Here is a 21,538-nt window from a genome sequence, read left to right as displayed (position 1 = left end):
CGGGATGGGAGGATGCGGGCGGTGCAAGCCGCCCGGCACTGGTGAAGCTTACGAGTGATAGGCCGCTTCGCCATGCGAGGTGAGATCGAGGCCTTCGCGCTCTGCGTCGGCCGACGGACGCAGACCGACGATCATGTCGACGATCTTGTAGAGGATGGCGCTGCCGATGCCCGACCAGAGCACGGTCACCAGCACGCCTTTGCCCTGCGCCAGTAACTGGGTGGCCGTTCCGGCATAGCCGGCGGCGAAGTCGGCCGTCGAATAGTCGACGATGCCGGCGCCGCCGAGTGCGGGGTTGACCAGGATGCCGGTACCGAGCGCGCCGATGATGCCGCCGACACAATGGACGCCGAAGACATCGAGGCTGTCGTCATAGTCGAACGTGTTCTTCACCACCGAGACGAAGAAATAGCAGACGAAGGTGGCGACGATGCCGAGCACGATCGCGCCCATCGGTCCGGCAAAGCCGGCAGCCGGCGTGACGGCGACGAGGCCGGTCACCGCGCCGGAAGCAATGCCCAGCATGGACGCCTTGCCGCGCAGCAGCGATTCAAGCACGGCCCAGGTCACAGCCGCCGCCGCCGTGGCGACGAAGGTGTTGATCATGGCGAGCACCGCGTAGGCGTTCGCCTCGAGGTTCGAACCGGCGTTGAAGCCGAACCAGCCGACCCACAGCAGTGAAGCACCAACCATGGTCAGCGTCATCGAGTGCGGCGCCATGATGTCCTTCTTGTAGCCGATGCGCTTGCCGATCATCAGCGCGCCGACGAGGCCGGCGATGCCCGCATTGATGTGAACGACCGTGCCGCCGGCGAAGTCGATGGCGCCGAAGCTGAAGATCAGCCCGGACGGGTCGGAATAGGCGCTCGGGCCGCCCCAGAACCAGACCATATGCGCGATCGGGAAGTAGACGAACGTGACCCAGAGGATGACGAAAAGGATCACAGCCGAGAATTTGACGCGTTCGGCGAAGGCGCCGACGATCAGCGCGGGCGTGATGCAGGCGAAGGTCATCTGGAAGACGACGAACACCAGTTCAGGAATGGCGACGCCCTTGGTGAAGGTTTCCGACAGCGTCGATACGCTGACACCGGAGAGAAACGCTTTGGACAGACCGCCGATGAAGGCGTTGCCGGCGGTGAAGGCGAGGCTGTAGCCGTAGAAGACCCAGATGATCATGACCACGCAGGTGATGGTGAAGACCTGCATCAGCACCGACAGCATGTTCTTGGCACGAACCAGGCCGCCATAGAAAAGGGCAAGGCCGGGAATGGTCATCAACAGCACCAGCACGGTGGAAATCATCATCCACGTGGTGTCGCCCTTGTCGACGGTGAAAGCGGGGGCTGCCGGCGCGGCTGCGGCGACGGCGGGGGCCGCTTCCTGCGCCAGCGCGGCGACCGTGCCCAATGCTCCGAGCGCGAACGAGCCCAGCAGCGCGGAGCGCGCCGCCGACTTCAAGGTGGAAGGTATATTCATTGAACTCTCCATTGGAATACGTGCTCGCTGCTCAAAGCGCGTCTGTGTCTGTTTCGCCGGTACGGATGCGAACGGCCTGGTCGATGCCGAAAACGAAGATCTTGCCGTCACCGATCTGGCCGGTCTTGGCCGCCGCCGTGATGGCTTCGACGGCCTTGTCGACCATGTCGAGAGCGACCGCGACTTCGATCTTGATCTTCGGCAGGAAGCTGACCGCGTATTCCGCCCCGCGATAGATTTCCGTATGTCCCTTTTGACGCCCGTAGCCTTTGACTTCGGTGACGGTCAGGCCCTGGATGCCGACTGCGGTGAGCGCCTCGCGCACCTCGTCGAGCTTGAACGGCTTGATGATAGCCATCACGATTTTCATAAGGTTTCACCCTTTGCTGTTGCGGGTCCCCCGCGTTTGCACGACTTCGCCGATCCCAATGAGAGCCGGAGAGTGCCCGCTAGGATTCAAGCTCCGTGCCAATTGCCGAAGCAGCCTGTTAACCTATTGTAAACAAAGAGATTGAAGGCCGCAGAACGGCAAGTCGTGCACAGTCACGGTATTGTCACTGATTAAAAAATAGGCAATTTTTTGAAAATGCCTATTTGACAGGCCGAAGCGGGTACGGCCGCTTTCCTGTCCTGCTCACCGCTTGAGCCGGATCAGCCCTTCCTGGGCAACGGAGGCGATCAGCGTGCCGTCGCGGGCAAACAGCGAGCCGCGCGTAAAGCCGCGCGAGCCTTGAGTCGACGGACTGTCCTGCGTGTAGAGGATCCAGTCGTCGAGCGGATGGCTGCGGTGGAACCACATGGCGTGGTCGAGGCTGGCCGCCTGGATGTCACGGTCGAAGATGGCGCGGCCATGCGCGAAGGTCGAGGTGTCGAGCAGCGTCATGTCGGAGAGATAGGCGAGCACCGCCGCCTGCGTGGCGCGGTCGGCCGGCACAGGCCCGGTGGTGCGGATCCAGATGTTCTGCTCCGGCTCTAGCTTTTCCCGGCTCGTATAATGCTTCAGCATCACCGGCTTCATCTCGATCGGCCGGTCGCGGTCCCAGTAGCGTTTGATGCCTTCCGGAACCGCCTCGCCGAACTTGCCCAGCAACTCGCGCTGCGACAGCAGGCTGTCGGGCGCCGGCACGTCCTGCGGCATCGGCACCTGGTGCTCGAGACCGACCTCATCCTGCTGGAACGAGGCTTCCAGCGAGAAAATCGCCTGGCCGTGCTGGATTGCGACCACGCGGCGCGTGGTGAAGGAGCCGCCGTCACGGATGCGATCGACCTCGTAGACGATCGGCACCGTGGTGTCGCCCGGCCGCATGAAATAGCCGTGCAGCGAATGCACATGGCGCTCGGGCTCGACCGTGCGCTGGGCAGCGACCAGCGCCTGGGCGATGGTCTGGCCGCCGAAGACGCGCTGCCAGTCGAGCTTGGGGCTGCGACCACGGTACAGGTTGTGTTCCAGCTGCTCGAGGTCGAGAATGCCGAGAAGCTCGTCCATGGCCGCTGTCATGTTTCGCGCTCCATCCGCGGAAGTGTTATGGCGGTTTCCGACAGGAATGACGGCCAGTCAAGGCCGAATGGCCGGACATGGCCGGCAAGGGCCAGGGCCACGAAAGGAATTTGTCATGGTTGACCGCAAGGCGGATGCGAAAACCCGGGCCTCGCTCGACGTGCTGGTCGCCGGCGCCGGCTATGTCGGCCTGGCCAGCGCCGTGGCGCTGAAACAGGCACGTCCCAGCCTCGCCGTCGCCGTGGTCGACGCCGCGCCCGCCGGCGTCTGGCAAAGAGACGGCCGCGCCTCGGCGATCGCGGCGGCCGCCTGCCGCATGCTGGAACAGCTTCAGGTCTGGAACGAAATCGCGCCGGAGGCGCAGGCGATCACCGACATGATCATCACCGATTCGCGCGCGTCCGATCCGGTGCGTCCGGTGTTTCTCACCTTCGACGGCGAGGTGGCGCCCGGCGAGCCTTTCGCGCATATGGTCGCCAACAGGGATCTGAACGGTGCGCTCCGCCGGCGCGCCGAGAAACTCGGCATCGACATCATCGAGGGTCTCGCCGTCAGCGCCTTCGACACCGATGGCGCCGGCATCACCGTGCATCTGGCCGACGGCGCGACGCTGAAGGCGCGGCTGCTGGTCGCCGCCGATGGCGTCAATTCGAAACTGCGCGACATGGCCGGCATCAAGACGGTGAAGTGGGAATACGGCCAGTCCGGCATCGTCTGCACCGTGGCGCATGAGCGCCCGCACAATGGTCGCGCCGAGGAACATTTTCTGCCCGCCGGCCCCTTCGCCACATTGCCGCTCAAGCCGGACGGCAGCGGCACCAACCGCTCGTCGATCGTCTGGGTCGAACGCTCCGAGGACGCACAGAAACTGGTCGACGGCGACGACCTCGTCTTCGAGCACGAGCTCGAACAGCGTTTCGGCCTCAAGCTCGGCGCGATCCACGTAGCCGACAAGCCGCGCGCCTGGCCGCTTGGCCTGACGCTCGCCCGCGCCTTCGTCGCGCCGCGCATCGCTTTAGCCGGCGATGCCGCCCACGGCATCCACCCGATCGCCGGCCAGGGCCTCAACCTCGGCTTCAAGGATGTGGCCGCGCTTGCCGAAGTGGTGGTCGAGGCCGACCGCCTGGGACAGGACATCGGCGCGCTCGACGTGCTCGAACGCTACCAGCAGTGGCGGCGCTTCGACACCGTGCAGATGGGCATCACCACCGATGTGCTGAACCGGCTGTTTTCGAACGACATCGGTCCGCTGCGCACTGTCCGCGACATCGGCCTCGGCCTCGTCGAACGCATGCCCAAGCTCAAGGACTTCTTCATCCGCCAGGCATCGGGGCTTTCAGGCGACACGCCAAGGCTCTTAAAAGGGGAAGCGATCTAGCAGCCAAAGAAGGTAGTAAAAAACCACGATGGCGATCAGCATGCCGATCACCAACCTGCCGGCCCTGGATTTGCGCAACCAGTCTCCAAACAGCGTGCCTATCAGATCAGCCAATTCCGCAGCCAGGTAGGCTATTGCTTCCATTTGTGCCGTGACAGTTCGGTGTGCCTAACCTCATGTAGGCACGACTGCCTTCCGTTCAAAGATCGGCCGTCGCCTGGGTCAATTCACCTCAAAACCAAGCTTTTGCCTTAGCCGTAGAATACGCTGGTCGGCTATCTCCAGTTTCTTCTCGCCGCCCTGGGCCGCACGGTTCACCATCTGCAGCAGATCGTTTCGCTCGGCCACGTCTAGGCGCTCACGCAGGAACGGCGCCAGCTTGTCGATGACGATCGTGGTGTCGTCGATCTGTGCCGCCGCCCATTTGGCATAGACCACGGCCTCATCGGTCTTCTTCTTGTCGGCGATCTCCGAGATCACCAAGCGGATGACGGCTTCGCGCTGCGGCAGCACGGGGCCATTTTCGGAGACGATGGCGGTAATCAGCGTCGCGGCGGCCACCACCGGATCGTCGATTGCCGTCAGCGGCGACAGTGCGGCCTGCTTGCGCAATTTCTTGCGCCGGATGCTGCCTTGCACGCGCCCGACGACATCCGCGACCTCGCGCGCCGCGTCGTTCATGGCTTTCATCCGATACCACCAGAACGCGGCCGCTCCCAACACGCCAAGGATAGCAAGCAGGAAAGGCATGTCGAAATCCCCCAAAACCGCGGCGAGGATAAGAGAAGTATTGCCTTGCTTCAACACTTTGGAGTTGCGGCTGGCGAAGAAATCCGAGGTCTTTCGTTCAGGCATCTACACACCGAAGTCGCACGTCCCAGGTTTCAGGTCGCCAGCCGCAAGAGTGAGAGCAGGATCCCGTTCCTAGGACCCCGGCACGTTGTAGATCGCGCGGACTTCGATCGTGCCGAGTTCGGCCAGCGGGATGTTGCCGGCGATATCCAGCGCCTCTTCGAGATCCTTCGCTTCGATCATGACGAAACCGAGCAATTGCTCCTTGGTTTCGGCGAAGGGACCGTCGGTGACCAGCCGCTTGCCCTTGCGCCGCCGCACCGACTTCGACGTCTTCACCGACTGCAGCGCCTGCGCGACGATCAGCTTGCCTTGCTGGTCCAACGACCTGTCATAGGCCAGCGAATCGGTGTCGAGCTTGGCTGACCCCTCGGCGGTGAGCGCATGGAGGTCTTTTTCCTCGCCATAGACCAGGCAGACATATTTCATTTCCGGCTCCCTTGCAGTGACGAACCATAGGATGCGGTGACGACGCTGTCTGCGGGGCCTTTGACTGCCGCCGCATGATCGAGAAGGCACGCCGCGACCGCGATGATCGCGACCGCCGCCAGCAACCGGCCGAGACCGGAAGGCGGCGGATGCAGCCAAAAATCTTCCTGTCGCTCGGCCTTGCGGCCTGGCCTCTTCCATAGGGCGAAAAACAGATTGTCCATCTTGAACCTCCATCCGGCCACGAACCCATGGCCGCCCGCAGGACGAGCGAGGCGGATGGAAGTCGACATTTTTGCACGCACATTTTTTCAGAAAAATTTTTGCCGCCGCCGACATTGCATGACGGCTCGCGGTGGCCTTCCCGTGCGCCCGCGCTATAGTCCATGGGAACGCCGCCGCCCGGCCGGCGCAACCACGACAATCAAGGAGGACTCCATGGACCGCACCGCAAACGCCGTTTGGCAAGGCAATCTGAAAGAGGGCAAAGGCACGCTCGACGCGCAGAGCGGGGCGCTCAAGGGCACGCCCTATTCGTTCAAGGCGCGCTTCGAAGACGAGAGCGGCAAATCCGGCACCAATCCGGAAGAGCTGATCGCCGCCGCGCATGCCGGCTGCTTTGCCATGCAGTTCTCGCATTTCCTGGCCGAGAACGGCACGCCCGCCGACCAAGTCGACGCCAAAGCGGTGGTGACGCTGGTTCCCGGTACGGGGATCACCGGCAGCGCACTTACGGTGGTCGGCAAGGTGCCGGGCATTGATGCCGCGAAATTCCAGGAATTGGCCGAGAAGGCCAAGGCCGGCTGCCCGGTGTCGAAGGCGCTCGGCGCCATCAACGTATCGCTCGACGCCAGGCTCGCCTGAACGAGACGACCTTGTCTTGGGAAACGCCGGCCTCGGGGCCGGCGTTTTCGTTCAGGAGCGTCCTTCGCCGGTCAGGGCGTCGATGCGTGCACGCAGCTGCGCGAGCTCTTCTTCGAGAGCCTCGACCCGCGCTTCCAGATCCGAGGCTGGCGAGGACCGCTGCACAGAGGCCGCTGACGCCGGCATCTGCACGGCTCCGCTCAACAGATGCGCATAGCGCTCCTCGCGCTGACCGGGGCCGCGCTCGAGCAGCACGACGAGCGGCGGCCTGCGGCCGATCAAAAGATCGAGATCGGCGCGTAGTGCCTCGATGGAGGAGAAACGCGCCATGCGTTCGGCCCGCACCAGCAATTCATAAGCCGTCTGCGGCCCGCGCAGCAGCATCAGGCCAAGCACCGCGATCTGCGAAGAGGTGAGCGAAAAACGCTGCGCGACGCTGTGCTCATAGCGCTCGACGCGTGAGGCGAAAGCTCGCCTGACCAAGCCTTTCTGCTCGAGCTGGCCGAACGCCCTTGCGATCTCGGCGAGCTCCAGCGCCATCACCGGCTCGCGCGCCGTCTTCTGGTTGGCGGCCGCATGCGCGGCATTGAGCGTCAGCGGATAGATATCCGGCGTCAGCTCCTTCTTCTCGATCAGGCAACCGAGCACGCGGGCTTCGGCGGGTGGGAGTATGGGAAGGTCGGTGTCGGTCATAGGTTTGGCTACTTGCTGCTGGTTCTCGGCGCAGTGATTTTGACAGACATCAGAGCGCCGCGACAGGGCCGACCCTCTCAAAGTCGGCGGGACAGAGGGGGCGCGAAGGATCGCTGCTTTATGAGATGCGAGGCGGAGAACCTAAACCCGTCTCTCCACCATCATCTTCTTGATCTCGGCGATCGCCTTGGCCGGGTTCAGCCCCTTGGGGCAGGTCTGGGCGCAGTTCATGATGGTGTGGCAGCGATAGAGGCGGAACGGATCCTCGAGATTGTCGAGCCGCTCGCCCTTGGCCTCGTCGCGGGAATCGATCAGCCAGCGATAGGCCTGCAGCAGCGTCGCCGGACCGAGATAGCGCTCGCCGTTCCACCAGTAGCTCGGGCACGAGGTCGAGCAGCAGGCGCACAATATGCATTCGTAGAGCCCGTCGAGCTTCTCGCGGTCCTCATGGCTCTGCAGCCATTCCTTGGCCGGCTCCGGCGACACCGTCTTCAGCCACGGCTCAATCGAGGCGTGCTGGGCGTAGAAATTGGTGAGGTCCGGCACCAGGTCCTTGACCACCTGCATATGCGGCAGCGGGTAGACCTTGACCGCACCGGAAATGTCGTCGCAGCCCTTGGTGCAGGCCAGCGTGTTCGAGCCATCGATGTTCATGGCGCAGGAGCCGCAAATGCCTTCGCGGCAGGAACGGCGCAGCGTCAGCGTCGGATCGATCTTGTTCTTGATCCAAAGCAGCGCGTCGAGCACCATCGGCCCGCAATCGTCCATGTCGACGAAGTAGGTGTCGATGCGCGGGTTCTCGTCATCGTCCGGCGACCAGCGATAGATGCGGTACTCGCGCAGATTGGTGGCACCCTCCGGCTTCGGCCAGGTCTTGCCCTGCTGGATCTTCGAGTTCTTCGGGAGCGTGAGTTCGACCATTACCTGCGGTCCTTTCGGATGACGAGCTTCAGCCCGGACCAGATCTCGTTGACGGCGGCGACCTTGACGTCGACAAGGTCGCGCTTCAGCGCCTCGGCGCGAATGACGTCCTCGGTGACATCAGTCGGCACCTTAGAAGCCTTCTTCGGCCACGAAACCCACACCATGCCGTCGCGCTTGAGCGCCGTCTCGACGGCCCCGAGACGATCCTCGATCTCGGCGCGCTGCCGGGTGAAAGCGTGGACGGCGTCATACTTCAGGCTGCCCGAGATCGCCGACCATTCGGCCAGACGGTCAACCTGGGCGAAATTGACGGCATCGGCCAACTCGTCGAGTTCCGGCGGCAGCGCGATGAAAGCGGCGACCATCCCGTCCTTCAGGCCGAGCTTGGCCGGAAGGGGCGTGTCGGAATATCCCGCTGCCGCCAGCGCCATGGTCAGTACACCCTGGCCTTGGGCGCGATCTTGGCGAGGTTGATGCCGCCGTCCTTTTCCGCCAGCAGCGGCTCGGTATGCACCGGCCGATAGGAAAGCGTCACTTTGCCGTCTTCGCTGAGCCTCGAAAGCGTATGCTTGCGCCAGGTTGCGTCGTCGCGCGCCGAAAAATCCTCGCGCGCATGCGCACCGCGGCTCTCCTTGCGCGCCTCGGCGCCGTAGACCGTGGTGATGGCGTTGGCCATCAAATTCTCCAGCTCCAGCGTCTCGACCAGATCGGAATTCCAGATCATCGAGCGGTCGTACACCTTGATGTCCTTCAGCTCGCCCCAGATCTGCGAAATGCGCTTGCAACCGTTTTCGAGCGACTCCTGGGTGCGAAACACCGCCGCGTCGTCCTGCATCGCCTTCTGCATCTTCTCGCGCAACACGGCGGTCGGCGTCGAGCCGTTGGCGTGGCGCAGCCGGTCGAAGCGGTCCATGATCTTCTCGACCGAAGCTTCGTTGGGCGCAGGGATCGCCGCCTTGCGGTCGATGACCTGGCCAGCCCGGATCGCCGCCGCGCGGCCGAACACCACCAGGTCGATCAGCGAGTTCGAGCCCAGCCGGTTGGCGCCGTGCACCGAGGCGCAGCCTGCCTCGCCGACGGCCATCAGCCCGGGCGACACCTTGTCCGGGTTATTCGCCGTCGGGTTGAGCACCTCGCCCCAATAATTGGTCGGCACGCCGCCCATATTGTAGTGCACCGTCGGCAGCACCGGGATCGGCTCCTTGGTCAGGTCGACGCCGGCGAAAATCTTGGCCGATTCCGAAATGCCGGGCAGCCGCTCATGCAGCACCGCCGGATCGAGATGGTCGAGATGCAGGAAAATATGGTCCTTGTTCTTGCCGACGCCGCGCCCCTCGCGGATCTCCAGCGTCATGCAGCGCGAGACGACGTCGCGCGAGGCAAGGTCCTTGGCCGACGGCGCGTAACGCTCCATGAAGCGCTCGCCCTCGGAATTGACGAGATAGCCACCCTCGCCGCGCGCGCCTTCGGTTATCAGGCAGCCGGCGCCGTAGATGCCGGTCGGGTGGAACTGCACGAATTCCATGTCCTGCAATGGCAGGCCCGCACGTGCGGCCATGCCGCCGCCGTCGCCGGTGCAGGTATGCGCCGACGTCGCCGAGAAATAGGCGCGGCCATAGCCGCCGGTCGCCAGCACCACCATCTTCGCTGAAAAGCGATGGATGGTGCCGTCGTCGAGGTTCCAGGCGACGACGCCGGTGCAGGTGCCGTCCGGCTCCATGATCAGGTCGAGCGCGAAATACTCGATGAAGAACTGCGCGTTGTTCTTCAGCGACTGACCGTAGAGCGTGTGCAGGATGGCGTGGCCGGTGCGGTCGGCGGCGGCACAGGTGCGCTGCACCGGCGGACCCTCGCCGAAATTCATCATGTGGCCGCCGAACGGCCGCTGGTAGATCTTGCCCTCTTCGGTGCGCGAGAACGGCACGCCGTAATGCTCGAGTTCGTAGACGGCGGCCGGCGCTTCGCGCACCAGATATTCCATGGCGTCCACATCGCCCAGCCAGTCGGATCCTTTGACGGTGTCGTACATGTGCCACTGCCAGGAGTCCGGGCCCATGTTGGACAGCGAGGCGGCGATGCCGCCTTGCGCTGCCACTGTGTGCGAGCGGGTCGGGAACACCTTGGTGATGCAGGCGGTGCGCAGCCCCTGCTCGGCCATGCCGAGCGTGGCGCGCAGGCCGGCACCGCCGGCGCCGACGACCACCACGTCGAACTTGTGGTCGACATAGGTATAGGCGGAAGCCGTGCTGGCGGCTTTTGCGTCCTTGGCCAACGTCAGCCTCCGAATGCCAGTTTGAGCAGGGCGAAGAGCGAGGCGACGCCGACCGCTATGGAAAAGAATGTGTTGAGCGCAATCAGCGCCAGCTTCATGCCCTCGCCATGCACATAGTCCTCGATGATGACCTGCATGCCGAGCCGCATATGGTAGAGCCCCGAGATCAGCACCAGCGCCAGGATCAGCGCCACGAACGGATTGGCGAGCGCTGCCCGCACCTCGGCATAGCCGGCGCCGTTGAGCGCGATCAGGAAGCCGACGAAGAACAGCATCAGCGGGATGTTGGCGATTGCGGTAAGGCGCTGGCGCCAGAAATGCTCGGTACCCTCGCGGGCCGAGCCAAGACCAAGGACCTTGGCCAGCGGCGTGCGCATATCGGTATTCTTGCCGCCCATGGTCAGGCTCCCCGCGCCATGTAGCCGGCGATCCAGATCAGCAGCGTCAGCGCGATCGAACCGGCCAGCGTCGCCCAGGCGATCTTCGAGGCGGTGTGCTTCTCAAGCCCGGCGCCGGTGTCCCAGACCAGGTGGCGCACGCCGCCCAGCATGTGATGCATTAGGGCCCAGGTGTAGCCGAACAGCATCAGCCGCCCCAGCCACGAGCCGAAGGCCCAGTTGACGAGATCGAAGGTGGCCTCGGTGCTCGCCGCAGCCATCAGCCAGAGCGCCACCAGCAGCGTGCCGAAATAGAGCGCGCCGCCGGTGATGCGATGGATGATCGACATCGTCATCGTGATCGGCGGCCGGTATACGGTCAGATGCGGCGAAAGCGGCCGTTCACGTCTGGCAGTTGCGCGGGTGGCTGGTGATTTGCTCATGGCTCCCCCAGGTTCGGCGTCCCGGAGCCGCGATAAATGCGGCATTTGCCGCTTTTACATATGACTTCGGACAGCCGGTTTCTAATGCTCTTTTTGCACCGCGTCAAAGCCAGAAAATCGTTTTGGAAACGTCATTTAGTCTGACAAATCGACGGTCTTTTGCTTCAATCGATTAGGGCGCCGGCTCGAAGCCGGCGCAACGTTCGCTGCAGTGCGGTATACCGGTAGCACCGCATTACCGGGTGCAGGTAAGCGGCGTCTTTCCACCCTTCATCACCAGAGCGTCGCGACCGTCGATCACGATTGCGTCATGTGCGATGCCGAACCGGCTGCTCTGGTTGGCGGGCGAGGCCGGCAAATCCTCGCTCGTGCCGTCGGGACCGAGCACGCGCAGTGACGTGCCGAGATTTTCGATGGTCATCCTGCCGCCGTCGGCGCAGTTGTAGGTCGCAGTGCGCGGCTGCGGCGCCGTCAGGTCGGTGGCAGTGGTGGCGGCGGCATTTCCAGCCTTCGGCGCGCTGTGTTGCGGCACGCAGGCCGCTACGGCCAAGAGCAGCAAAACCAACGGCGCCACCCGAAATGTCCGGCGTAACGCCATATGCTGTCCTCCCGCGCGGCAAAGCTAGCCACGATGCCTCGCCAGATCAAGGTCACCAGACCTTAGCCCCTGGGCCGGCGATGGTGCGGGCATGGCCGAAAGATGGCTGCCGGGCCCAGGATATTAACCATGTTCATCAAGATCCTGCCCCGGAAGTCGCCGGGCTATTAACAAAGGTTAAGAAAAGGTTAATTTCCGATTCGATCAGGCCCCAGACCAAAGGTCGAAACATCACGGAGGACGCCATGCGTTCGAATTCGGGCAGACTGCGCCTCGCGGCGCTCACGCTGACGGCGCTGACCGTCGGCTTTACGGCTCCGGCCTATGCCGGGCTGAGACACCATGATCGCGTCTATGCTGATTCCTTCGGCAATCTCGTCATCGACAGCGCCGCTGGCTACAAGCGCATCATCGTCGGCGAGGGCAAGTTGGCCAAGGAATTGTCCGACTACACCGGCGCCGGCCAGCCCGACGTGATCTATGAGAACGAATCGGACGATGTCTCGGGCCATGGCTGCTACCAGCCGCCGGTCTTCGTGAAGGGCCGCTCCTATATGTACGGCCTATCCGACGGCGAGATGCCGAACCTCAGCCCTTGCCGCTGACCTTGGGCATCGCGCGGTCTTGCCGCGCGGTCGGCCCGGCCGAGACGCGCACGCAGTCGCGGCCGCTGCCCTTGGCCTGATACAGCGCCTCGTCGGCGCGCCGCAGCAGATCGGAAAAATCCTCGCCCGCATGAAGCTCGGCGACGCCGAAGCTGGCGGTGCAGCGATGCTCGACCGGCAGGCTGTCGATCGGCAGCGCGCCGAAAGCACTGCGCGCGCCTTCGGCGAACAGCCGCGCGGCCGCGAGGTTGGTGCCCGGAAGGATGATGGCGAACTCCTCGCCGCCGATGCGGCCGGCGACGTGATGCTCGGCCGCCGCCTCGCGCAGGAAGCCGGCAAACGTCTCGATGACGCGGTCGCCGGCGGCATGGCCATAGCTGTCGTTGATGCTCTTGAAATGATCGAGATCGGCGATCACCAGCGCCACCGGAACGCCCTGGCGCACCGCGTCCTTCAGCGCGATCTCGGCATGACGCTCGAAGCCGCCGCGGTTGAGCAACCGCGACAGCGTGTCCGTCTCCGACTTCGACGTCGCTTCGGCCAGCACGTCGCGCACCAGGATCGCCAGCGCCAGCAGCGCCAGCGCGAACCCGAACACCGTGCCGAGCGATTGCGACACCAACGCGTAGACGGTCTGCCCATAGGCTTGCGGATTGGCGCCCCAGCCACCCAGCTCATGCGCAATGAACGGCTTCGAGGCGAATTGCGCGGCGCTGGCGGCCAGAACGGCCATCAGCAGGGCATCGAGACGCCCGCGCCTTTGCCTGGACGACCAGACGATGCCGAGGGCCGCGAACTGCATGGCTGCGTAGGGAAGCTGATAGGCCATCATGCGGGTGAGCGAATGGCGCGGCAGATCCTGCACGAACCACACCGCGACCGAAGCGACGGCCAAGAAGGCCAGCATCGGCGGCCAGGGCGGCGTCACACCGTATTTATGGGCCAGCCCGCCATTGAAGGCGATGGTGGCGCCGAGGAACACGGCAAAGGCCGTGACAACCACCGGCCGGGCATTGTCGAAGGCCGGGATGCTGAATTCGATGGCGAAATAGGCCATGCCCAGCATGTAGCCGAACGCCAGCCAGCGCGCCGACACGCGGCCCACGTCGTGGATGGCGATCATCATGAAGGCCGCCGCCAGCAGGCCGGCGACGAACAGATTGATAATCAGAATGAATTCGGCGCTGCCCATTGTTCTTCATACCCCGCAGGACAGCAAACCATCGACGGGCGAAAAAGACGTTAACGGGCGGCATGATGACATAGTCGTTGGCCGAAGCGCGTTCGCCTTCAGCCGACGCTGGCGTTCTCCGGAACGAAGACGGTTTCCGCCCGCTCGTAGGACAGGCGCACGCTGTCGCGGCCGTTCTTCTTGGCCTTGTAGAGTGCCTCGTCGGCGCGCTGCATCAACGGCGCCAGCCCTTCATCGCCGGTGCGGGCGGCGACGCCAAAGCTTGCCGTCACCCTGACACCCGGCGGCAGGGTGGCGACGCCATCGGACGAATAGAGCGAACGGATCGCCTCGGCGAACAGGCGCGCCGAAGCAAGATCGCACAGCGGCAGGAGCACGGCGAACTCCTCGCCGCCGATGCGGCCGGCAGCACCCCGCGTGCCGGTGGCGAAACTCAGCTTGGCGGCGAAATCGGCGATGACCCTGTCGCCCGCCGCATGCCCGTGCTGGTCGTTGAGCGCCTTGAAGTGATCGAGGTCGGCCAGCACCAGCGCAACCGGGAGCCTGGCCGAGTCACACTGCCGCAGAAGCAGAGCCGCCCGTTCCTCGAAGCCGCGGCGGTTGAGCAGGCCGGACAGCGGATCGGTGTAGGTCTCGGCCTTCAGCGCCTTCATCACGTCGAGCGCGGCGGCGGTAAACAGCGAGAGCGCGATCAACAGCGACAGCAACGCCTGCGACAGCAGCGCCGTAGTCCAGTAGGACGAGGAATAAAACCCGTCATAGGTCGTGAAGGGGCCATGCACGACGACGATGGCGAGGGTGCGGCCGATGAAATTGAGCCCGGAAAGCAGCGCCAGCACGAACAGGATCATCTCCGTCGGGCCATTTCTGCGCACGGTGCGCAGTTCCGCGGCGACCAGCAGGCTGAGGCCGCCGAAACCGAAATTCATCGAGAGAATCCGCCATGTCAGGTCCGGCTGGACGAACAGGAACCAGCACAGCGCCGACAAGCCGCCGCCCGCCAGAATGCCGATCCCGACATAGGGCACGCGCCGCCCGTAACGCGAAACGATCGCCCCGGCCAGGCAGCAGGCGGCAATGGTGAAGCATATGTTGGACAGGAGCTTGGTCGGCGCCATGCCGATCGGCAGCGTGAAATACTGCAGCAGGAAACCCGCCGGACAGAAGGTATAGCTGACAGCCAGCACGGCCAGATAGGGACGGTGGCGCTGATGGAACCACAGCACGAGGAACGCACCGCCGAGCGCCAGCGCTATCGTCGGATTGAGCAGCGCTATGAATAGGCCTGTGTCCAAAGGACCGTGACTTCCCCTCGCTTACGCCGGGGAAGACGTTAGGCCCCAAGCCCAAACAAGCAGTTAAACGACACCGGAAATATACAGGGATCGTCTCCTATCGGCGGGTCGCCGGCGCGATCCTTCAAAGCAATTCCAGGAAAAGTGTGAACGGTTTTCCGTCCGGAATTGCATCAAAACAAACAGAGCAAAACCCCGAGCCGCATTGCGGTCTCGGGGTTTGGCATGGTTCGCAACGGATTGCTGAGGTCAGTACCTATTTCCAGTCGCGGATGTCGACGAAATGACCGGCGATCGCCGCCGCCGCCGCCATCGCCGGCGACACCAGATGGGTGCGGCCCTTGAAGCCCTGCCGGCCCTCGAAATTGCGGTTCGAGGTCGAGGCGCAGCGCTCATGCGGCTTCAGCCGGTCGTCATTCATGGCCAGGCACATCGAGCAGCCCGGCTCGCGCCAGTCAAAGCCGGCGGCAAGGAAGATCTTGTCCAGACCCTCGGCCTCGGCCTGTTCCTTGACCAGGCCTGAGCCCGGCACGATCATGGCGTTGACGCGCGGATTGACGGTCTTGCCCTCGACCACCTTGGCGGCGGCGCGCAGATCCTCGATGCGGCCATTGGTGCAGGACCCGATGAAGACGCGGTCGAGCGCGATGTCGGTGATCTTGGTGCCCGGCGTCAGCCCCATATAGTCGAGCGCGCGCAGCTTCGATGTGCGCTTGTTCTCATCGGTGATGTCTTCCGGATTCGGCACGATGCCCTGCACCGAGACGACGTCCTCGGGCGAGGAGCCCCAGGAGACGATCGGCGGCAGTTTCGCCGCATCGAGCACGATCACCTTGTCGAAATGCGCGCCTTCGTCCGACTGCAGCGTCTGCCAGTAGGCAAGGGCCGCATCCCAGGCAGCGCCCTTCGGCGCGCGCGGCTTGTCCTTGACATAGGCGAAGGTCGTCTCGTCGGGCGCGATCAGGCCGGCGCGGGCACCTCCCTCGATCGACATGTTGCAGATGGTCATGCGGCCTTCCATCGACAGCGCGCGGATCGCCGCGCCGGCATATTCGATGACATAGCCGGTGCCGCCGGCCGTGCCGATCTCGCCGATGATGGCGAGGATGATATCCTTGGCGGTAACGCCTTCCGGCAGCACGCCGTCGACACGCACCAGCATGTTCTTGGCCTTGCGCTGGATCAGCGTCTGCGTCGCCAGCACATGCTCGACCTCCGAGGTGCCGATGCCATGCGCCAAGGCACCAAAGGCACCGTGCGTCGAAGTGTGGCTGTCGCCGCAGACGATGGTCATGCCGGGCAGCGTAAAACCCTGCTCCGGGCCGATGATGTGGACGATGCCCTGGCGGATATCGTTCTCGGAATAATATTCGATGCCGAAGTCCTTGGCGTTCGTCGCCAGCGCCTCGACCTGGATGCGGCTTTCCTCGTTCTTGATGCCGAACTTGCGCTCCGGCGAGGTCGACACATTGTGGTCGACCACGGCCAGCGTCTTTTCCGGATGCCGAACCTTGCGGCCGGTCATGCGCAGGCCTTCGAAGGCCTGCGGGCTGGTCACTTCATGGACGAGGTGACGGTCGATATAGAGCAGGCAGGTGCCGTCGTCCTGGCGGTCGACGACATGGTCGTCGAAGATCTTGTCGTAGAGGGTGCGCGGTGCGCTCATGTGCGTAAATCCGTCGATATGAAAATGGGGAAGAGGTGAGCGCCGGAAGCCAACCGGCCCGGCAAGCGGTCTGGTCAGTTCGGCCTAGCTAAGTCGGCTGGTCGGCGCGCCGCAGACGCGCGCGGAAAATCGCGACGGCAGGCGTTTTCTGTCCTGCAGCACGAAACCCTTGTAGGCCGGATCGCCAAAAAGCTCTTCCATGGCGCTGCTCATATCAATGTTTTGGCTTTTCGGCAATTGCGGCTGCCTTTTCAGGATCTGCGTTCCTCGCCCCACGAAGTGGGGAGAGGTGGCCCGGCGCAGCCGGGACGGAGAGGGGCCTGCGCGGCGTTGGGGATTCGTTGTCTCAGGGCCTGGTAGGCCCTTCATATCATGGCCTGTCCGGCGCGCCCGGTCTCTCACCGGGCTTTGGCTTCGCGAAAGTCGTCCCCCTCTCCGTCCCGGCTTCGCCGGGCCACCTCTCCCCCGCTTCGCAGGGGCGAGGAACCCAAGAGCCCCTCCCAATCAAAGCACCTCGAACACGAACGTCTTCACCAGCGCCTCCGGATCGCCGATCGCATAGCAGCGGAACCATGGGCTTTCCTCGACCGGCCGCCATTTTTGCGCCTGCGCAAGCTCATCGAACACGAGCTGAAACCCGCCGGCCTCAAAAACCTGGTCGCGCACGGTGAAGATGGCGTGGCCGCCCTTTCTGGTGATGCGCACCAGTTCGTGCAGGCCGGAGGCCGGCGCATGGCCGATGGTGAACACGCCGGTGGAGAAGAAAGCGCGAAAATGCCCGTCCGGCCAGGGCAGCGGACCGCCGAGCATCGCATTCTTCAGTTCGCTGTAGGCATTGCGGCTGCCGGCGATCTTGAGCATGTCGTCGGACAGGTCGAGCCCGGCAATGTCATGATAGCCAAGCGCCTTGAGAGATGGCCCCGACAGACCGGTGCCGCAGCCGGCGTCTAGCAGTGGCCCTTCGCTCAATGGCACATGGCGCGACACCCAGGCGGTGATCAGGAACGGCAGCAGATAGCCGAGCGAAGCGGTCTCGCTGTCATATGTCGCGGCCCATGCCGCATAGGCCTTGGCGAGCGCTTCCGGCGTATCGGCCGCATAGACGGAATCCAGCGCCGCATTGGCCTTGTCGACGATCATGGGACTCTCCGGAGCTGGTCGCATTCTGCCATCGTAGCGCCGTCTTCGCCGGACTTCTATTCCCCGTGCTGGTTTCGCAACCGCTTCTCCAGCGCCCGCAGGGCCAGCGACAGGCCGACGGTGAGGATGAGATAGATATAGGCGACGATCGAGTAGGTCTCGAAGAAGCGGAACGAGCCGGCGGCATAGACCTTGCCCATCTGGGTGATATCGGCGACGCCGAGCACCGAGACCAGCGAGGAATCCTTGACCATGGCGACGAAATCATTGCCGAGCGGCGGCAGGATGGTGCGGATTGCCTGCGGAAACACGATTAGCCGGAAGCGCTGGGCACGCGTCAGCCCGAGCGCCTTGGCCGCCTCGATCTGGCCTTTCTCGACCGCCTGGATGCCGGCGCGAAACACTTCGGAGATGAAGGCGGAATAGCCGATGGTCAGCGCCATGATGGCGCGCCATAAGAGCGACACGTCGCGCACCAAAAGCTCGCCGAGGATACCGGCATTCTGCAACGGTGCTGTCAGCGCGTTCCACGCAGCGACGAAGGCCGGCGCGCCGGCGAAGGCTATCCAGAACAGCAGCACCAAGATCGGCACGCCGCGGATGATCTCGACATAGAAGCGCGCGACCTGGCGCAGCACACGCGAGCCGGACAATCCCATCAGCGCGATGCCAAGCCCGATCACTGACGCCAGCGCGAAGGCAATGACGGTGACGAAGACGGTGATGCCGATGCCCTTTGCGACGGTGGCGAAAACCTGGGCGTAGAGGCCGCTCGTCGCGATAAAGACGGCGGCCGCAAGCGCAAGCGTCGCGGCTACGGCTAGCCACCAGGGGAACTCGGATTTGGCGGAGGAGGTTGCGGGCGTTGCCATCAGGCGACAGCGATCAAGGTGGCTTTCCGAAAGCCGGGCGCCAAGGCACCCCCCTCTGGCCTGCCGGCCATCTCCCCCTCAAGGGGGGAGATTGGCAGCTTCACCCTCGCCGCCCATCCTGCAACTTTGGAGATTGGCGAAGACCGAAGCGACATCCGATCTCCCCCCTCGAGGGGGAGATGCCCGGCAGGGCAGAGGGGGGTAGCCTGGCGCAATGCCAGCGGGATTTTCGACGCACAACCGTCGAGCATCATTCGCGCCAAGACGAGCTCACTGCCCCATCTTGTAATCAAGAAACCACTTCTTGTTCAGCGCATCCAGCGTGCCGTCGGTTTTCAGCGCTGCGATCGCCGCATTGACCGGCTTCACCAGGTCGGATCCTTTCGGGAAGATAAACCCAAAATCCTCGGTGCCGAGCGGTCCGCCGATCAACTTCAGCTTGCCTTCGGAGGCATCGACATAGCCCTTGCCGGCAGTGCCGTCGGTAAGCACCACGTCGACGTCGCCTGACTTCAGCGCCTGCACCGTGGCGCCGAACGTCTCGAACAGTTTTATCCTCGGGTTCTGCTCATTGCCGTCGAGCACGCTGTAGACGGCGGTGTAGAAGGGCGTCGTGCCGGCCTGCGCGCCGATCAGCCCGTCCTTGAAGGCGCCGAAGGTCTTGGCGTCGGTGAAGCGGCTTTCGTCGCCACGCACCAGCATGAACTGTTCCGAGCGCATATAGGGGTCGGAGAAGTCGACCTTCTCCTTGCGGTCGTCCTTGATGGTGATGCCGGTCATGCCGATGTTGTACTGGTTGTCGGAAACCGCCTGGATCATCGCGTCCCAGGAAGTGTTCTGGTACTCGACCTTGAAGTTCAGCCGCTTGGCGATCTCATCCATCGCGTCATATTCCCAGCCGATCTGTTTTCCCGTCTTGGCATCGATGAACTGCAGCGGCGGATAGGCGTTTTCCGTCACCACAACCACCTTCTTGCCGCCGAGATCGGGCAGCGCCTGCGCCCATGCGGCGACGGGCGCGAGTAGGCAGGCCAGCAGGCCGGCCAGCAGCAGTTTCGATTTGGTCATGACACACTCCCGGAACGTGAAACGCCCCCATCCGTTTGGGGCTTGCAGGAAAATCCGGCGCCGACTTTAGCTTTCCGCAAGCGCCATGCAAGCCGATCCGCTGCACCGCTTGGCGCGATAGCGGATTCCCATGCTTTCAATCGGCGGATTCCGGAACGATCGTGTCGTGGTGAGGATCAGTCGCGATCCGCCGCATTCTCGGTAGCGTTCCGCAACCGAGTGACCAAACGGCTGACCGTCGCGTGCAGGGCCTTCAGCTCGCCAGGCTCCAGCGGCATGCTGCAGGCAAGCCCGGAGGACACCTCCTTCATCCGCCCGCGCAGCGCATGGCCCTTGGCGGTCGGCTCGACCAGCACGCGGCGCTCGTCCGCCGCGTCGCGCCGACGCGTGACCAGACCACCTGCTTCCAGTCGTTTGAGCAGCGGGGTCAGCGTCGCGGAATCCAGGCCCAGCGCCGCGCCAAGCGCCCCCACCGTGCTCGGCGCGTGCTCCCACAGCGCCAGCATCGCCAGATATTGCGGATAGGTGAGCCCGAGCGGATCGAGCAACGGCCGATAGAGCTTCGTCATCAGCCCGCTCGCCGAATAGAGCGCGAAACAGAGCTGCTGGTCGAGCCGCGGAACGGGAAAAGTCCCGGCGGTTGCCGCCGGGACGTCGCTGGCACTCTCTATGGTCTTTGTCGTCATGCTGCCTTTGCCGGAAGCGCCACTGCCGAAAGCGCTACCTCGACATTGCCCTTGATGGCGTTGGAATAGGGACAGATCTGGTGCGCCGCCGATACAAGCGCTTCCGTGGCCGCCTGATCAAGGCCTTTCGTCTCGGCCGACAGCGAAACGCCAAGCGCGAAACCGCCCTGGCCATTGGGGTGCAGGCTGACATTGGCCGTCACCACAGCGTCCTCGAGCGGTAGCTTCTGCTTGCCGGCGATGAAGCGCATGGCGCTTTCGAAGCACGCCGCATAGCCGGCAGCAAACAGTTGCTCCGGATTGGTGGCGCCACCCTTGCCACCCAGTTCCTTCGGCATGGCAAGGTCGACGCTGAGCAGGCCATCATTGGTCCGTACATGGCCGGCGCGGCCGCCGACGGCACGGGCTTCGGTGGAGTAGAGTGCAGGCATTTCGTTTCTCCAATTATTTTATGCACGATTGTTTAGTGTACAAGATAATTGGAGTCAACCAAAGCTGGGGCAGATTTTCCGCCTGGAGCAAGCCGATCCCATCGGGACGGGCTCTGCCTGCCCCCAAACGAAAAAAAGGCAGCCGAAGCCGCCTTTCCGAAGAATGCGTATCGAAAAACTTATTCGGCGGTAGCCGCTTCCGCGGCCTTGGCGGCCTCGTCGGCGGCCTTGGCGGCTTCGTCGGCGGCCTTCTTCTCGGCGGCTTCTTGGGCGGCCTTCTCGGCGGCCAGCGCCTGGGCAGCGGCGACTTTCTCGGCCTCGATGCGCGCCTTCTCGGCGTTCAGCGCATCACGCTCCTCGTCGTTCAGCTTGCGGGCGCGCACGCCGGTGTTCTCGGAGATACGGGCCGACTTGCCGCGGCGGTCACGCAGGTAATAGAGCTTGGCGCGGCGCACCTTGCCGCGGCGCACGATCTCGACGCCCTCGACCATCGGCGAATAGACCGGGAACACGCGCTCCACGCCTTCGCCGTAGGAGATCTTGCGGACGGTGAAGTTTTCCTGGAAGCCGGCGCCGGAGCGGGCGATGACGACGCCCTCATAGGCCTGGACGCGGGTGCGGGTGCCTTCGGTCACGCGGACCTGAACGCGCACGGTGTCGCCGGGCTGGAATTCGGGAAGCTTGCGCTTGGCTTCGATCTTGGCGGCCTGTTCGGCCTCGAGCTGACGGAGGATATCCATCTCTTAAAAATCCACTTCTTGTTCTTCCGACAGTCA

25 protein-coding genes are annotated in these 21,538 nt (G+C 63.9%); 3 read left to right on the top strand and 22 right to left on the bottom strand.

Features of this window, described 5'->3' with window-relative positions; translation table 11 throughout:
• Nucleotides 1-48 precede the first annotated feature (48 nt).
• The 3 genes from ACFX5Q_RS13385 to tesB form a co-directional block, all read right to left on the bottom strand.
• Nucleotides 49-1,479 carry an ammonium transporter gene (locus tag ACFX5Q_RS13385; RefSeq protein ID WP_404278493.1) on the bottom strand — a complete coding sequence of 477 codons (1,431 nt, stop codon included), beginning with the start codon at nucleotides 1,477-1,479 and terminating at the stop codon, nucleotides 49-51.
• Nucleotides 1,480-1,510: 31 nt separating this feature from the next.
• A complete protein-coding gene (locus tag ACFX5Q_RS13380) occupies nucleotides 1,511-1,849 on the bottom strand; it encodes a P-II family nitrogen regulator (RefSeq protein ID WP_006201125.1) in 339 nt (112 codons plus the stop codon).
• A 264-nt stretch (nucleotides 1,850-2,113) separates the two neighbouring features.
• A complete protein-coding gene (gene tesB / locus ACFX5Q_RS13375) occupies nucleotides 2,114-2,977 on the bottom strand; it encodes an acyl-CoA thioesterase II (protein ID WP_006206119.1) in 864 nt (287 codons plus the stop codon).
• Between the two features lie 115 nt (nucleotides 2,978-3,092).
• Between tesB and ACFX5Q_RS13370 the strand changes: the two genes are divergently transcribed.
• Nucleotides 3,093-4,355, top strand: coding sequence for a ubiquinone biosynthesis hydroxylase (locus ACFX5Q_RS13370; RefSeq protein WP_404278490.1), 1,263 nt, complete (start codon nucleotides 3,093-3,095; stop codon nucleotides 4,353-4,355).
• A gap of 222 nt (nucleotides 4,356-4,577) precedes the next feature.
• Here the strand turns inward: ACFX5Q_RS13370 and ACFX5Q_RS13365 are convergent, their stop codons facing one another.
• From ACFX5Q_RS13365 to ACFX5Q_RS13355, 3 genes are all read right to left on the bottom strand, one after another.
• A complete protein-coding gene (locus ACFX5Q_RS13365; RefSeq protein WP_404278768.1) occupies nucleotides 4,578-5,105 on the bottom strand; it encodes a hypothetical protein in 528 nt (175 codons plus the stop codon).
• A 174-nt stretch (nucleotides 5,106-5,279) separates the two neighbouring features.
• Nucleotides 5,280-5,636, bottom strand: a complete 357-nt coding sequence (locus ACFX5Q_RS13360; protein ID WP_404278488.1) for a YciI family protein — start codon at nucleotides 5,634-5,636, stop codon at nucleotides 5,280-5,282.
• Nucleotides 5,633-5,860 carry a hypothetical protein gene (locus ACFX5Q_RS13355; protein WP_404278486.1) on the bottom strand — a complete coding sequence of 76 codons (228 nt, stop codon included), beginning with the start codon at nucleotides 5,858-5,860 and terminating at the stop codon, nucleotides 5,633-5,635. Before ACFX5Q_RS13355 ends, ACFX5Q_RS13360 begins: the two co-directional genes overlap by 4 nt.
• Before the next feature lie 214 nt (nucleotides 5,861-6,074).
• Between ACFX5Q_RS13355 and ACFX5Q_RS13350 the strand changes: the two genes are divergently transcribed.
• Nucleotides 6,075-6,500, top strand: a complete 426-nt coding sequence (locus ACFX5Q_RS13350; protein WP_404278483.1) for an OsmC family protein — start codon at nucleotides 6,075-6,077, stop codon at nucleotides 6,498-6,500.
• A gap of 51 nt (nucleotides 6,501-6,551) precedes the next feature.
• On the opposite strand, the gene ACFX5Q_RS13345 is transcribed toward ACFX5Q_RS13350, so the two are convergent.
• The 7 genes from ACFX5Q_RS13345 to ACFX5Q_RS13315 form a co-directional block, all read right to left on the bottom strand.
• Nucleotides 6,552-7,193, bottom strand: coding sequence for a YceH family protein (locus ACFX5Q_RS13345; protein ID WP_404278481.1), 642 nt, complete (start codon nucleotides 7,191-7,193; stop codon nucleotides 6,552-6,554).
• Nucleotides 7,194-7,334: 141 nt separating this feature from the next.
• Nucleotides 7,335-8,114 (bottom strand): succinate dehydrogenase iron-sulfur subunit, encoded by a 780-nt coding sequence (locus ACFX5Q_RS13340; protein WP_120014443.1) that lies wholly within the window; start codon nucleotides 8,112-8,114, stop codon nucleotides 7,335-7,337.
• On the bottom strand, nucleotides 8,114-8,548 hold the full coding sequence (locus ACFX5Q_RS13335) for a DUF3052 domain-containing protein (protein WP_404278478.1): 435 nt from the start codon (nucleotides 8,546-8,548) through the stop codon (nucleotides 8,114-8,116). The genes ACFX5Q_RS13340 and ACFX5Q_RS13335 overlap by 1 nt, the downstream gene beginning before the upstream one ends.
• 2 nt (nucleotides 8,549-8,550) lie before the next feature.
• Nucleotides 8,551-10,389, bottom strand: coding sequence for a succinate dehydrogenase flavoprotein subunit (sdhA, locus tag ACFX5Q_RS13330; protein ID WP_404278476.1), 1,839 nt, complete (start codon nucleotides 10,387-10,389; stop codon nucleotides 8,551-8,553).
• 2 nt (nucleotides 10,390-10,391) lie between these two features.
• Nucleotides 10,392-10,787 (bottom strand): succinate dehydrogenase, hydrophobic membrane anchor protein, encoded by a 396-nt coding sequence (sdhD, locus tag ACFX5Q_RS13325; protein ID WP_404278474.1) that lies wholly within the window; start codon nucleotides 10,785-10,787, stop codon nucleotides 10,392-10,394.
• Nucleotides 10,788-10,789: 2 nt separating this feature from the next.
• The gene (gene sdhC / locus ACFX5Q_RS13320) at nucleotides 10,790-11,209 is read right to left on the bottom strand and encodes a succinate dehydrogenase, cytochrome b556 subunit (protein WP_404278472.1); all 420 of its coding nucleotides are present in this window, start codon (nucleotides 11,207-11,209) and stop codon (nucleotides 10,790-10,792) included.
• Nucleotides 11,210-11,444: 235 nt separating this feature from the next.
• Nucleotides 11,445-11,807, bottom strand: coding sequence for a hypothetical protein (locus tag ACFX5Q_RS13315; protein ID WP_404278470.1), 363 nt, complete (start codon nucleotides 11,805-11,807; stop codon nucleotides 11,445-11,447).
• A 245-nt stretch (nucleotides 11,808-12,052) separates the two neighbouring features.
• Here ACFX5Q_RS13315 and ACFX5Q_RS13310 point away from each other — a divergent pair, with 245 nt between their 5' ends.
• The gene (locus ACFX5Q_RS13310; RefSeq protein ID WP_404278467.1) at nucleotides 12,053-12,412 is read left to right on the top strand and encodes a hypothetical protein; all 360 of its coding nucleotides are present in this window, start codon (nucleotides 12,053-12,055) and stop codon (nucleotides 12,410-12,412) included.
• Here ACFX5Q_RS13310 and ACFX5Q_RS13305 read toward each other — a convergent pair.
• The 9 genes from ACFX5Q_RS13305 to rplS form a co-directional block, all read right to left on the bottom strand.
• The gene (locus ACFX5Q_RS13305) at nucleotides 12,396-13,604 is read right to left on the bottom strand and encodes a diguanylate cyclase domain-containing protein (RefSeq protein WP_404278465.1); all 1,209 of its coding nucleotides are present in this window, start codon (nucleotides 13,602-13,604) and stop codon (nucleotides 12,396-12,398) included. The two genes, ACFX5Q_RS13310 and ACFX5Q_RS13305, sit on opposite strands and share 17 nt — an antisense overlap.
• 98 nt (nucleotides 13,605-13,702) lie before the next feature.
• Entirely contained in the window at nucleotides 13,703-14,899 is a 1,197-nt protein-coding gene (locus ACFX5Q_RS13300; protein ID WP_404278463.1) for a diguanylate cyclase, read from the bottom strand.
• A gap of 256 nt (nucleotides 14,900-15,155) precedes the next feature.
• Nucleotides 15,156-16,565, bottom strand: a complete 1,410-nt coding sequence (leuC, locus tag ACFX5Q_RS13295; RefSeq protein ID WP_404278461.1) for a 3-isopropylmalate dehydratase large subunit — start codon at nucleotides 16,563-16,565, stop codon at nucleotides 15,156-15,158.
• Nucleotides 16,566-17,069: 504 nt separating this feature from the next.
• Complete coding sequence (locus ACFX5Q_RS13290; protein WP_404278459.1) at nucleotides 17,070-17,705, bottom strand: class I SAM-dependent DNA methyltransferase; 636 nt, start codon at nucleotides 17,703-17,705, stop codon at nucleotides 17,070-17,072.
• 56 nt (nucleotides 17,706-17,761) lie between these two features.
• Nucleotides 17,762-18,577 carry an amino acid ABC transporter permease gene (locus tag ACFX5Q_RS13285; RefSeq protein WP_404278457.1) on the bottom strand — a complete coding sequence of 272 codons (816 nt, stop codon included), beginning with the start codon at nucleotides 18,575-18,577 and terminating at the stop codon, nucleotides 17,762-17,764.
• Nucleotides 18,578-18,847: 270 nt separating this feature from the next.
• Nucleotides 18,848-19,645, bottom strand: coding sequence for a transporter substrate-binding domain-containing protein (locus ACFX5Q_RS13280; protein WP_404278455.1), 798 nt, complete (start codon nucleotides 19,643-19,645; stop codon nucleotides 18,848-18,850).
• Nucleotides 19,646-19,821: 176 nt separating this feature from the next.
• A complete protein-coding gene (locus ACFX5Q_RS13275) occupies nucleotides 19,822-20,331 on the bottom strand; it encodes a MarR family winged helix-turn-helix transcriptional regulator (RefSeq protein ID WP_404278453.1) in 510 nt (169 codons plus the stop codon).
• Entirely contained in the window at nucleotides 20,328-20,762 is a 435-nt protein-coding gene (locus ACFX5Q_RS13270; RefSeq protein WP_404278451.1) for an organic hydroperoxide resistance protein, read from the bottom strand. The genes ACFX5Q_RS13275 and ACFX5Q_RS13270 overlap by 4 nt, the downstream gene beginning before the upstream one ends.
• A 179-nt stretch (nucleotides 20,763-20,941) precedes the next feature.
• On the bottom strand, nucleotides 20,942-21,502 hold the full coding sequence (gene rplS, locus ACFX5Q_RS13265) for a 50S ribosomal protein L19 (RefSeq protein ID WP_006202641.1): 561 nt from the start codon (nucleotides 21,500-21,502) through the stop codon (nucleotides 20,942-20,944).
• Nucleotides 21,503-21,538 lie beyond the last annotated feature (36 nt).

Source organism: Mesorhizobium sp. IMUNJ 23033, assembly GCF_044778005.1.
In the GTDB taxonomy this organism is placed as follows: Bacteria; Pseudomonadota; Alphaproteobacteria; order Rhizobiales; family Rhizobiaceae; genus Mesorhizobium; species Mesorhizobium amorphae_A.
This window is presented reverse-complemented; position numbering and strand designations above follow the sequence as displayed.

Bases quoted from the DNA above. Each gene is read 5' to 3' on its own strand.
- sdhD (WP_404278474.1), bottom strand. From the start codon at position 10,787: ATGGGCGGCAAGAATACCGATATGCGCACGCCGCTGGCCAAGGTCCTT.
- ACFX5Q_RS13315 (WP_404278470.1), bottom strand. From the start codon at position 11,807: ATGGCGTTACGCCGGACATTTCGGGTGGCGCCGTTGGTTTTGCTGCTC.
- ACFX5Q_RS13370 (WP_404278490.1), top strand. From the start codon at position 3,093: ATGGTTGACCGCAAGGCGGATGCGAAAACCCGGGCCTCGCTCGACGTG.
- ACFX5Q_RS13280 (WP_404278455.1), bottom strand. From the start codon at position 19,645: ATGACCAAATCGAAACTGCTGCTGGCCGGCCTGCTGGCCTGCCTACTC.
- ACFX5Q_RS13290 (WP_404278459.1), bottom strand. From the start codon at position 17,705: ATGATCGTCGACAAGGCCAATGCGGCGCTGGATTCCGTCTATGCGGCC.
- ACFX5Q_RS13340 (WP_120014443.1), bottom strand. From the start codon at position 8,114: ATGGTCGAACTCACGCTCCCGAAGAACTCGAAGATCCAGCAGGGCAAG.
- ACFX5Q_RS13380 (WP_006201125.1), bottom strand. From the start codon at position 1,849: ATGAAAATCGTGATGGCTATCATCAAGCCGTTCAAGCTCGACGAGGTG.
- ACFX5Q_RS13270 (WP_404278451.1), bottom strand. From the start codon at position 20,762: ATGCCTGCACTCTACTCCACCGAAGCCCGTGCCGTCGGCGGCCGCGCC.
- ACFX5Q_RS13335 (WP_404278478.1), bottom strand. From the start codon at position 8,548: ATGGCGCTGGCGGCAGCGGGATATTCCGACACGCCCCTTCCGGCCAAG.
- tesB (WP_006206119.1), bottom strand. From the start codon at position 2,977: ATGACAGCGGCCATGGACGAGCTTCTCGGCATTCTCGACCTCGAGCAG.
- ACFX5Q_RS13355 (WP_404278486.1), bottom strand. From the start codon at position 5,860: ATGGACAATCTGTTTTTCGCCCTATGGAAGAGGCCAGGCCGCAAGGCC.
- leuC (WP_404278461.1), bottom strand. From the start codon at position 16,565: ATGAGCGCACCGCGCACCCTCTACGACAAGATCTTCGACGACCATGTC.
- ACFX5Q_RS13345 (WP_404278481.1), bottom strand. From the start codon at position 7,193: ATGACCGACACCGACCTTCCCATACTCCCACCCGCCGAAGCCCGCGTG.
- sdhC (WP_404278472.1), bottom strand. From the start codon at position 11,209: ATGAGCAAATCACCAGCCACCCGCGCAACTGCCAGACGTGAACGGCCG.
- ACFX5Q_RS13385 (WP_404278493.1), bottom strand. From the start codon at position 1,479: ATGAATATACCTTCCACCTTGAAGTCGGCGGCGCGCTCCGCGCTGCTG.
- ACFX5Q_RS13360 (WP_404278488.1), bottom strand. From the start codon at position 5,636: ATGAAATATGTCTGCCTGGTCTATGGCGAGGAAAAAGACCTCCATGCG.
- ACFX5Q_RS13275 (WP_404278453.1), bottom strand. From the start codon at position 20,331: ATGACGACAAAGACCATAGAGAGTGCCAGCGACGTCCCGGCGGCAACC.
- ACFX5Q_RS13285 (WP_404278457.1), bottom strand. From the start codon at position 18,577: ATGGCAACGCCCGCAACCTCCTCCGCCAAATCCGAGTTCCCCTGGTGG.
- ACFX5Q_RS13350 (WP_404278483.1), top strand. From the start codon at position 6,075: ATGGACCGCACCGCAAACGCCGTTTGGCAAGGCAATCTGAAAGAGGGC.
- ACFX5Q_RS13365 (WP_404278768.1), bottom strand. From the start codon at position 5,105: ATGCCTTTCCTGCTTGCTATCCTTGGCGTGTTGGGAGCGGCCGCGTTC.
- ACFX5Q_RS13305 (WP_404278465.1), bottom strand. From the start codon at position 13,604: ATGGGCAGCGCCGAATTCATTCTGATTATCAATCTGTTCGTCGCCGGC.
- rplS (WP_006202641.1), bottom strand. From the start codon at position 21,502: ATGGATATCCTCCGTCAGCTCGAGGCCGAACAGGCCGCCAAGATCGAA.
- ACFX5Q_RS13310 (WP_404278467.1), top strand. From the start codon at position 12,053: ATGCGTTCGAATTCGGGCAGACTGCGCCTCGCGGCGCTCACGCTGACG.